Origin of the sequence: Streptomyces sp. NPDC005820, assembly GCF_040630255.1 — a bacterium.
In the GTDB taxonomy this organism is placed as follows: domain Bacteria; phylum Actinomycetota; class Actinomycetes; order Streptomycetales; family Streptomycetaceae; genus Streptomyces.
On the sequence record NZ_JBEXXE010000006.1, the window covers coordinates 122,949 to 131,794 of the forward strand.

At 71.4% G+C, this 8,846-nt stretch carries 7 protein-coding genes; 2 read left to right on the top strand and 5 right to left on the bottom strand.

Annotated features, from left to right (window positions below):
* Positions 1–3: 3 nt before the first annotated feature.
* The 5 genes from ABZ464_RS09430 to ABZ464_RS09450 all read right to left on the bottom strand — a co-directional run bounded on the left by ABZ464_RS09430 (position 4) and on the right by ABZ464_RS09450 (position 5,677).
* On the bottom strand, positions 4–2,721 hold the full coding sequence (locus ABZ464_RS09430; RefSeq protein ID WP_359273283.1) for a molybdopterin cofactor-binding domain-containing protein: 2,718 nt from the start codon (positions 2,719–2,721) through the stop codon (positions 4–6).
* Positions 2,718–3,545, bottom strand: coding sequence for an FAD binding domain-containing protein (locus ABZ464_RS09435; RefSeq protein WP_359273286.1), 828 nt, complete (start codon positions 3,543–3,545; stop codon positions 2,718–2,720). Before ABZ464_RS09435 ends, ABZ464_RS09430 begins: the two co-directional genes overlap by 4 nt.
* Positions 3,546–3,696: 151 nt before the next feature.
* Positions 3,697–4,521, bottom strand: a complete 825-nt coding sequence (locus ABZ464_RS09440; RefSeq protein WP_359273289.1) for an SDR family oxidoreductase — start codon at positions 4,519–4,521, stop codon at positions 3,697–3,699.
* A 141-nt stretch (positions 4,522–4,662) separates the two neighbouring features.
* Positions 4,663–4,845: a hypothetical protein gene (locus ABZ464_RS09445; protein WP_359273292.1), complete on the bottom strand. Its 183-nt coding sequence runs from the start codon at positions 4,843–4,845 to the stop codon at positions 4,663–4,665.
* A 166-nt stretch (positions 4,846–5,011) separates the two neighbouring features.
* The gene (locus ABZ464_RS09450) at positions 5,012–5,677 is read right to left on the bottom strand and encodes a response regulator transcription factor (RefSeq protein WP_359273295.1); all 666 of its coding nucleotides are present in this window, start codon (positions 5,675–5,677) and stop codon (positions 5,012–5,014) included.
* A gap of 287 nt (positions 5,678–5,964) precedes the next feature.
* Here ABZ464_RS09450 and ABZ464_RS09455 point away from each other — a divergent pair, with 287 nt between their 5' ends.
* Positions 5,965–6,321 (top strand): DUF5132 domain-containing protein, encoded by a 357-nt coding sequence (locus ABZ464_RS09455; RefSeq protein WP_359273297.1) that lies wholly within the window; start codon positions 5,965–5,967, stop codon positions 6,319–6,321.
* A gap of 197 nt (positions 6,322–6,518) precedes the next feature.
* Positions 6,519–8,813 (top strand): ATP-binding cassette domain-containing protein, encoded by a 2,295-nt coding sequence (locus ABZ464_RS09460; RefSeq protein WP_359273300.1) that lies wholly within the window; start codon positions 6,519–6,521, stop codon positions 8,811–8,813.
* Positions 8,814–8,846 lie beyond the last annotated feature (33 nt).

An 8,846-nucleotide genomic window follows, 5' to 3' on the forward strand; every position in this document is an offset into this window, starting at 1 on the left:
GGCTCAACCTGTCGACACCGACTGCTCCGCGGGGAGCCGGCCGTAGATGCGTTCCGGAGTCAGGGGCAGCGCGCGGTAGCGGATGCCGGTGGCGTCGTGCACCGCGTTGGCGAGCGCGGGGGCGACCGGGTTGATGCAGCACTCCGCCATCCCCTTCGCCCGCACGGGTCCCACCGAATCCGTCGAGCCCACCAGGAGGACCTCGGTACGGGGGATGTCGGCGTAGGTGGGGATGCGGTAGTTGCGGAGGTTCGGGTTGGCCATGACTCCGTTGTCGTCGACGTGGAAGTTCTCGGTCAGCACGAAGCCGATGCCCTGGGCGACACCGCCCTCCACCTGTCCCCGGACCTGCGCCGGGTTGATGATCACTCCGGCGTCCGCCGCGTGCACGCTGTACAGGATCCGTATCTCGCCCGTCACGCCGTGCACGGCGACCCGGAACCCGTGGGTGTTGGAGGTGACGCTGCGGGGCGAGCCGTATGCCTTGCGTGCGGCGGTGAACCGGATCCCGCGCTCCCGGGCCAGCGCGACCAGTTCGGCGAGCGACACCCGCCGGTCCCCGCACACGACACCGTCGTCGTCCAGCGTGCACATCACGACATGGACGCCCGTGTGCGCCGCGGCGAACTGCAGGATGCGGTCGCGCACGGCGTTGGCCGCCCTGAGGACCGCGTTGCCCGCCACGAAGAGACCCGCGCTCGCGAAGGCGCCGGTGTCGAATCCCGTGCGGTCGGTGTCGGACTGCACCAGACGGATCCGCGACGGCGTCGTGCCCAGCTGGTCGGCCGCGATCTGGACATGGGCCGTGGAGGTGCCCTCCCCGAACTCGACGGTCCCGACGGCCAGTTCGTAGAGGAGGTCGTCGCCCAGCGTGACCCAGGCCTCGGAGAGGTGTTCCGTCGGGGGCGCGGTCTCGTGCAGGGAGCTCGCCGCGCCGGCCCCGACGAGCCACTCGGGGCCGGGGGGCGGCCGGTCGGCCGTACGGGCCAGGGCACGCTCGACGAGGTCGATGCACTCGGTGAGTCCGTCCTCGGTGAAGATCACGTCGTCGGGGCCGTCGTGCAGGGCGACCAGGGGCTCCCCCGGCCGCACGATGTTGCGTCGGCGCAGTTCCAGCGGGTCGAGGTGCAGGGCGCGGGCCAGTTCGTCCATCGCCGACTCCACGGCGAACGCCGGCTGCGTCATCCCGTACCCGCGCAGCGCGCCGCTCGGCACGGTGTTCGTGTAGACGGAGTACGCGTCGTACTTCTTGTTGGGGCAGCGGTAGATCATGACGGCGGAGCCGCCCGCGTACACCGTCTCGCCGCCGTGGTTGCCGTAGGCGCCCGTGTTCGAGACGTTCCGCACCTGGAGGGCGGTGAGTGTTCCGTCGGCCTTCGCGCCGAGTCGGACCGTCAGGGTCATCGGATGCCGTGGGGAGGCGGTGGTGAACTCCTCCTCGCGGGTGTATTCGAGGCAGGTGGGGCGGCCGGTGTCCAGGGTGGCGAGCGCTACCAGGTCCTCCGCGATCACCTCCTGCTTGCCGCCGAATCCGCCGCCGACGCGCTTGCAGAACACCCTCAGCCGGTCCGGACGCAGCGCGAACAGGTACGCCAGTTTGACCTTCGCGATCGACGGCGACTGCGAGCTGGTGCGGACGTTCAGCCGGCCGTCCTGCATCCAGGCGATCGCGCCGTGGGTCTCCAGATGCGCGTGCTGCACCCGTGGTGAGGAGTACGTGCCTTCGTGGATCACGTCGGCCGCGGCGAACCCCGCGTCGACGTCGCCGATGTGGGAGTGGAGTTCGAGCAGGATGTTGTGGACGGGGTCGTGGACGAAGGGGTCGTCGGAGCCGTGCAGTTGGGGGGCGCCGTCGGCCATCGCCGCCTCGGGGTCGAACACCGCGGGCAGCACCTCGTACTCGACCGCGAGCCGCCGGCAGCCCTCCTCGGCCGCCGCGACCGTGTCGGCGAGGACCGCGGCGACGCGCTGGCCGGCGAAGCGGACGGTGTCGTCGAGGATGCGGGTGTCGTCCGGGTCGACGAGGTGGTCGGTGTGGATCGCCGTGGTGAAGCGTCTGCGGGGCACGTCCTGCCAGGTGTAGACCCGGTGGACGCCGGGCACCGCGAGGGCGGCGCTCTTGTCGATCGCGAGGATCCGGGCGTGTGCGTGCGGTGAGTGCAGCACCTTGAGGTGCACCATGCCGTCGATCCGGGTGTCCATGGTGAACTCGGCGTGCCCCGTCACCACGTCGTGGCCCGCGGGCGCGCCGACGCTCGTCCCGACGGCCTTGCCCGGTGCCGCGGTCTCCACCGCGCCGACGCCCTTCACGGCGTCCTCGATCGCCCGGTATCCGGTGCAGCGGCAGAGGTTGCCCTTCAACGCCCTGGGGAGGTCCGCCTTCTGCTCCTCGCTGAAGGTCGCCGACGTCATGATCATCCCCGCGGTGCAGAAGCCGCACTGGAACCCGGGGGCGTTCTGGAACTGGCGCTGCAGGGGATGCGGGGCGCCGGGCCGGCCGAGGCCCTCGATCGTGGTCACCTGGCGGCCGTCCGCGCGGAAGGCGGGGGTGATGCAGCTGTGGACGGGTGCGCCGTCCAGCCACACCGTGCAGGCGCCGCAGTCGCCCGCGTCGCACCCCTTCTTGACGCCGAAGTGGCCGAGTTCGCGCAGGAAGGTACGCAGGCACTGGCCGGGGGCCGGTTCCCGGTCGTATTCCGTGCCGTTCACGAGGTAGCTCATGGCAGGTGCCCGTCCATGAGTTCGCGGCGGATCTCCTCGGCGAAGTGCCGGGTCAGATGACGCCGGTGGTCAGGGGTTCCGTTGGGATCGGCGAACCAGAGACCGGCCGGTACGGCGTCGATGCTCTGCCGCAGTGTGCGGGCATCGGGCAGGGCGTCGAAGGCCATGCGGACCGGCCGTGTGGTCCCGGCGGTGACGGTGAGCAACAGGTCGCTCGCTCCGGGCCGTTGGGTGCCGACGAGGAACACGGTCGAACGGCCCAGCCGGGTCAGCGTGAAGCGACGGTGCGCGGTGCGTTTGCGCAGCGCGTGCTCCGGAAGGGTGATGCGCCGCAGGATCTCTCCGGGGGCGAGGAGGTTGCGGTGGTCGCCCGTGACGAAGTCGAGGGCGTCGACGAAGCGCACGGAGCCGTCGGGAGCCCAGAGTTCGTACCGCGCCTCCAGCGCGACCGTCGACGTGATCATCGGGCCGGCGGGCAGGGACATGCAGATGTTGCCGCCGACGGTCGCCGCGTTCCAGACCTTGAACGAGGACAGGAAGGCCTCACAGCTCGCGCGGAAGAGGGGCCCGACGGTCCAGCCCTCCGGCCACGGGAAGGCGTACAGATCGCGGATGGTGCACGTGGCGCCGATCTCCAGGCCCTCGGCCGTCGGGACGAGCGGCTCCCAGCGCAACGCCGTCAGGTCGATCAGCCGCCGCAGGTCCGACTGCTCCGTGGAGTAGAGCCAGGTCCCGCCCGCCAGCCAGGCGTCGCCCTCGCGCCAGTCCCCGCCCGGCCGCTCGGACGGCCGCCGGATCACTTCGGTGATGGTGTTGAGGTCCATGAAGCCGACCTACGGGGAACGGACCTGCGGAGGAGTCACAGTTTATCGCGCCAGGAGAACGACGGCCCGTGGACGAGGACGGCGGAAAGTGGCCGATGCGGCCCGGACAGTCACCGCGGTGGCCGTCCGGGGCGTCGCACGGTCCGTCATCTCACCTGTCGCGGACGGCGGCGAACACACCGCCGTCGACGAGGACGTCGATGCCGTTCAGGAAGCTCGCCTCGTCCGAGAGCATGAACGCGACGACCGCCGCGACCTCCTCCGAGCGCCCGGTCCGGCCGAGCGGCGTCGCGTCGACGAGCCGTTGCATCGAGGCCTGCTCGGCGGCCTCCTGCCGGCCCTGCGGGGTGTCGATGATCCCCGGTGCGAGCGAGCAGACCCGGGCCCCGACCGGCCCCAGCCGCACGGCCTCCTTGCGCGCGAGCCGGGCGACGCCGTGCTTGGCCCACGGGTAGGCCAGCGTGGACTGCTCAAGGTCGGGCCCGACGGCCTCGCGGATCCGGTCGAGGAAGTCCTCGTGCAGCGGGTCGTCCAGGATCGCACCGACGGCCGGGTCGGGCTCGACCCGCGCGAGCAGGGGCGACATGGAGGAGAAGTACACGTGCGCGGTCCCCTCGGTGGCCAGCGGGCGCAGCGCCTCCGCCAGCAGCGCGGTGCCGATGAGGTCGACCTCGAAGATGCGCCGCCAGTCGGCCATGGTGGGCGAGATGCCGGCCGCGTGGGCGACGGCCCGCAGCGTGCCGGCCCGGTCGACCCGGTCGGCGAGCCGGGCCAGGCCCGCGCGGTCGGTGACGTCGAGGCCGAACGGCTCGGCGACGGCCCGGCATCCCGTGTCGTTGAGGTCCTTCGCGACCGCCGCCGCGCTGTCCTCGTCGCGGTCGACGAGCAGCAGCACGTCCACGGTCCCGGCGAGCCGCCGCGCGCACGCCTTTCCCATCCCGCGTCCGGCGCCGGTCGCTATGCCTACGGTCGTCATACGTACTCCTTGGTCGAACGATGAACAGTGAAAGGGGTCCCCTGCAGGCGGTTGAACCCGCCCGGACCGGGCCCGGTACGAGCGGCCACGCGCGGCGGGGCGCCTGATACGTGCCGCCGGGCTACCGCCCCCAGCTCTGGGTCAGTGCGGGCCGAGCGCGCCCTCGGGCCCCTTGCGGGTCGCCTCGGTGACATGGCCGTGGCGTTCGAGTGCGGTGACGTCGGCCGCGACATCGTCGGACCAGTGGCTAGGGGCACCGGAAGTCGATGACGGCGTCACTGCCCGGCGGGGCGACTGGTCCGAGGGCCGCAGGGTGCCGATCATGGTGTCTCCTCGCTTCGTGGGCTCCGGGCGCTGGGCTGCCGACCCCTGGGGTCAGTGCGTGTCGCACAGGAAAGCGAGGCGGGTTGACGCTTCTCGGACGGCTTCCCGACTATTTCCGGACGTGACGGGCGTCACGTCCGCATGCCCGGGCGGTCCGACGGGCGCCTCAGGCGCGGGAGCTCCCGAGCCAGTAGCCGAACCCCCGGCTCGTGTGGATCAAGGGGGGTTGCTCCCGGTTCACCTTCTGCCGCAGCCGGGAGACGAGCTTCTCGATGGCCTCACTCGCGCGGAAGTCGCCCCAGACGTACCAGCTGATCTGCTCCTTGGACACCACGCACTCCACGTTGGCCAGCAGGTGGCGCAGCAGCCGGTACTCGGCGGGGGTGAGGCCGAGGGGCCTGGAGCCACGCCGCGCCTGGCGGGTGGCGTCGTCCAGGACCAGGTCGGCGTAGCCGGACGTCCCCGCGCCGGGCTCGGGACGCCGGTCCCGCAGCAGGACCTCGGCGCGGGCCAGGACCTCCGCGGCCCGGACCGGCCTGGTGACGTAGTCCTCCTTGCGCCTGCCGAACTCGGGAAGGAGGGTGTGCAGATAGTCGCAGGTGATCAGAAAGAGCAACGGCGGCACCTCGGCCGGCGCGGCTCCGCGGTGCCGGACCAGGTCCCTCAAATCGGGCAGCGTGGCGTCCCAGACCACCAGGTCGAACCGGTGCTGCGAGATCCGGGCGAGCCCCTCGGCACCGGTGACCGCCGTGGCGGCGACCCGGTAGCCGGCGAGCTGGAGCGTCGTGGTGAGCAGATCGGTCTCCCCGGGATCGCCCGCGACGATCAGCACGTCACGCCCTCCTCGACGAAGCGGCGACGGCTTGGACATGACGGACATGACCTCACCCTAACAGATACTTGCCTAACTTAAGCAATGCCGGGAAAACGTCGGCCTGGAAGATCAAGAGCACTCACATGAGTGAAAGAGGCCGGGCCGATTTGCTCTCGACGGTAACGGCTCGACTACGGTGAGAGAAGAGCGGCTGCTGGACCCATCGACACGGAATGAGACCCAGCAGGGAAATCGCGAATTCCCGGGGTTCCTGTCATACGAATGCGTAGTGAGGATGGAGCATCATGCCCCCCGTAGTACCGCCCTTCCTGATCGGCCTTATCGTCGCACCACTGGCCAAGCGTCTCCTCAAGCCGCTGATGCGCGGTGTCGTGAAGACGTCCGTCGGTCTCGCCCTCGAGGTGAAGAAGGCGACCCACGAGGCCGGGGAGAACATCCACGACCTCGCGGCCGAGGTCGCCGCCGAGGTGATGGCGGCGCAGCTCGCCGCCGGTGACACCGACACCCGTTCGGGCAACGGCCAGGAGGCCGCCAAGAGCGCCACCCCGAACAGCGAGAAGGATGCGGCCCCCGCCCGGACCGAGGGCGAGGCGAGGGCCCCGAAGATCCGCGCGACCACGGGCGCAGGCAAGACGCACTGACGGTTTCGTCCCGCCCCCGGGCGCGTATTCCGATCGGCTCGAGGAAATGCGCCCGAGCGGCGGTCGACCCTGTGTGGTTGACCGTAGAACAACCAACCTGCCGACCGCTTTTCTTTTCTCGGAATTTCCACTCCGCCGCATGAATTCGTCGTGCTCGTGACGGTTTTTGCGACCTCCACAAACAGGTGATCGTACACATGTCATCTCTGCCGGGTGCCGCAGCCGGATATCGCTCCGTGGATGTGGACGTGCGCCCGCGTTCGGTCATTCCGGGCCGCCAGCGCTGGGACGTCAAGCCGGTCCTCGGACGGCCTCGCACGGCCGAGGTCCTCGCCGCGGCCCTGCGCCGCCTTCCCGGGATCACCGAGGCGCAGGCCAGCCCGGTCACCGGCGGGGTGCTCGTCCGGCACGACGCGCGGGTGACCGCCGCCGACGTCGGCCGGCTCGTCCGCAGGGCCGTCGCCCTGGTCGTGGAGGGCCCGGCCGGAGCGGGGCGTCCGGCCCCGGCCCGGGCCGCCGCCGCACCGGCCCCGCCTGCGGACCGCCGCCTCGTGGGCCCCGTGCTCGCCGTCGGGGGTGGGGTGGTCGCCGGCATCGCCCTGATCCGCGGGTCGGCGCTGAGCAAGCAGCTGGTGGCGCTGGGCGGAGTGGCGGCGGCGACCACGGCCGTCGTCCGCAAGGCCTGGCGCCGAGCGGTCGACGCGACCCGGGACCTGCCCGGAACCGGAGCCGACCGCCACCCCCTGCTGGAGATCGTCGGACCGCACCGCCGGCGCCTGTACCGGGCCTCCGCGCTGTCGGTCGCCTGCCAGGTCTCGGAGATGGCGCTCGGCACCTTCCTCGGCTGGACCGCGCTGGTGCTCATCAAGGGGGAGGCCGCACCGCTGGTCGGCCTCGGCCTGACCACCGCGTCCGCTCAACTCTGGTGCCTGGCAGGGCTGGTGGCCGCCGCCTGTGCCGCCGTGGCGGGCCTGTCGTACTCCTCGAACCTCCAGTGGCGCCGCCTCGGCCAGGACATCGAGCACGACTGGCGCAACCGGACGTACGCCCATGTGCAGCACCTCGAACTGCGCCACCTCGAAGGCGAGCGGACCACCCGGATCGCCGGCGCGCTCACCGACGACGTCCGTCAGCTGGGCGCCTTCTTCGCCACCTCGGCGGGCGACCTGATCCAACTGGGGACCAGCCTGGCCCTCCTGGTGCCGCTGTTCCTGCTGCTGGCACCGCAGATCGCCTGGATCGCGTTCCTGCCCATCCCGGTCATCGCCTGGCTGTCGTTCCACTATCAGGACAAGGTCGCGGCCGACTACGCCGTCTCCGGAGAGCACCGGGCCAGGCTGCACAGCCAGCTGGTGAACACCCTGGAGGCCGGCGCCACCGTCAAGAGCTTCTGCACCGAGGACTACGAGGCCGAACGCATCGACCGGCTGAGCGGGGAAGCCCAGGAGAGCAGCAGGCAGACCGACCGGACCACGATCGGGCACGCCGAGATCGTCCGGGTCTGCACGACCAGCTCGATGGCGGCCACCCTGCTGATCGGCGGCCGGGCGGTGCTCGACGGCAGTCTGCCGTTCGAGGTGTTCAGCCCGCTGATCGGGCTGCCCCAGATGGTGCTGCTGCGGATGAACCGGCTCGGCGGCATCGTCGACCAGTACCAGCGCACGCTCGCCGCCCACGACCGGGTCCAGCGGCTGCGGGCCCTCCCCGTGGAGACCGACGGCGACGGCGGACCGCTCGACGTCGAGAAGGTGCGCGGTGAGATCGTCCTCGACGACGTGACCTTCTCCTACCCCGGCCGGCCGCCGGTGCTCGAGGACCTCTCGCTGACCATCCCCGCCGGGCAGGTCACCGCCCTCGTCGGCGCCACCGGCTCGGGCAAGACGACCGTCGCCAAGCTGCTGATGCGCTTCCAGGACGCCGAGTTCGGCAGCGTGCTGCTCGACGGGCGGGATGTGCGCGACCTGCGGCGGCACGATCTGCGCCACGCCATCGGGTTCGTCGCGCAGGACCCCTTCCTCTTCGACGGCACCATCGCCGACAACATCCGCTACGGCAGCTTCGGCGCCTCGGACGAGGCCGTGGTCGAGGCGGCCACCAAGGCCGAGGCCCACCCCTTCGTCGCGGCGCTGCCGGACGGCTACGACACGGTGATCGGCGAACGCGGCGCCGCCCTCTCCGGCGGTCAGCGGCAGCGGATCGCCCTGGCGCGCGCGATCCTCAAGGACGCTCCCGTGGTGATCCTCGACGAGGCCACCTCCGCCGTGGACAACGAGACCGAGGCCGCCATCCAGCGCACGCTCCGCGTCTTCGCGGCCGACCGGACCATGGTCGTCATCGCCCACCGGCTCTCCACGGTCCGCCACGCCGACCGGATCTACGTCATGGACAAGGGCGGCGTCGTGGCCGAGCAGGGCACCCACGACGAACTCCTCGCCCGGCACGGACTCTACGCATCCCTCTGGCAGCTCCAGGCCGGCGAACTCGCCGCCTGACCGCACCGGCCCCGCCACCCGACCGCCCACCGC